Annotated in this window: 1 protein-coding gene; it reads right to left on the bottom strand. The window is 56.3% G+C overall.

Annotation, left to right across the window (positions count from 1 at the left end; translation table 11 throughout):
- Nucleotides 1–24: 24 nt before the first annotated feature.
- The coding region (locus tag COY37_RS02335) for a putative PEP-binding protein (protein ID WP_286975854.1) at nucleotides 25–1,693 on the bottom strand (1,669 nt) is incomplete at its 5' end.

The raw sequence follows: 1,693 nt of genomic DNA, 5'->3' as shown, positions 1-1,693 counted from the left end.
CTATTTATTTCTATCACCGGCATCTTAGGCCGTCGAGCCATCTGCGCCAAGAACCGCCTGAGCTGCGGCCAACCTTGCAAGCGGCACGCGATACGGCGAACAGCTTACGTAGGTGAGGCCTATTTCGTGGAACTTTTTAACCGAGTCGGGATCGCCGCCGTGCTCGCCGCAAACGCCCAGCTTTAAATCCGGATTGGTTTTGCGGCCGTTTTCGCAGCCCATTGCGACGAGTTTGGCAACGCCCTCGTCGATGGTCTCAAACGGGTTGCGCGGCAATATCTTGCGCTCCAGGTACCTGGGTAAGAACTTAGCCTCGATGTCGTCGCGGCTAAAGCCGAATGCCATCTGGGTGAGATCGTTTGTTCCAAAGGAGAAGAAGTCCGCAACTGTGGCGATCTCATCCGCGGTAATTGCGGCCCTCGGGATCTCGATCATGGTTCCGATTTTGTAATCGACATCAACGCCGGTAGCTGCGATAACCTCGGCGACAACCGATTCGCTCTCCGCACGGAGTGTATTTAGTTCATTAACGATGGCCACGAGTGGAATCATTATCTCGACCTTCGGATTGCCGCCCTCTTTCTTAAACTGGCAGGCAGCCTGCATGATGGCGCGCACCTGCATCTTGTAAAGCTCTGGGTGCATAATGCCGAGGCGGCAACCGCGCAAGCCCAGCATCGGGTTCATCTCGGCCATCTTCTCGACGCTATCTAAAAGCTCTTGCTTTGGCGCGATTTCAGCCGCAGGAGCACCGCTCATTTCCATTCTCGTGATCTCGACCTTTAAATCGGTCGGATTTGGGAGAAACTCGTGAAGCGGCGGGTCGAGCAGCCTGATGGTCACCGGCAGGCCATCCATAGCCTTGAAGATACCGAGGAAGTCATCCCTCTGAACCCTGAGCAGTTTCTGAAGCGCATCATCCTCTTCTTCTTTGCTTTTTGCCAGGATCATCTGCTGGACGATCGGCAGGCGGTCACCGAGGAACATGTGCTCGGTACGGCAAAGCCCGATACCCTCGGCCCCGAACCGGCGGGCTTTTTCCGCATCCTCCGGAGTATCGGCGTTGGTGCGAACACCGAGTCTTCTGATCTGATCCGCCCATCCTAGGATGAGATCGAACTCTTTTGTCGGCGTCGGCGGCACAAGCGCCACTTCACCGATAACAACACGGCCCGTGGTGCCGTCGATTGATATAATTTCACCCTCTCTTACCTGGGTGCCGTCAACTGAGAACACTTTATTCTTCGCATCGACCAACATGGCATCGGCGCCGCAAACACAGGGCTTGCCCATACCGCGGGCGACAACCGCCGCGTGGCTGGTTTTGCCGCCATGGCTGGTTAAAATCCCCTGTGCCGCAACCATACCGTGCAGGTCATCAGGGGTGGTTTCCCAGCGGGTGAGGATTACTTTCTCGCCTTTCTCGGCCATCTCCTCAGCGGTTTCGGCATCGAAAACGACTTTGCCGACCGCAGCGCCCGGTGAGGCGTTAAGGCCTTTCGTAAGAACCGCGACCTTCGCCTTGGGATCAAACTGCGGATGCAGGAGCTGGTCGAGCTGCTCTGGATCGATCCGCTGAACGGCTTCGTTTTTCGTTATCAAACCTTCCGTAACCATATCGGCTGCGATCTTTAAAGCCGCGGCAGCGGTTCTTTTGCCGATCCTGGTCTGGAGCATCCAGAGTTTGCCCTGC

It is taken from the genome of Candidatus Aquicultor secundus (assembly GCF_002791875.1).
Lineage (GTDB): Bacteria > Actinomycetota > Aquicultoria > Aquicultorales > Aquicultoraceae > Aquicultor_A > Aquicultor_A secundus.
The sequence above is the reverse complement of the archived record's forward strand: the minus strand, read 5'-3'. Positions and strand labels throughout refer to the sequence as shown.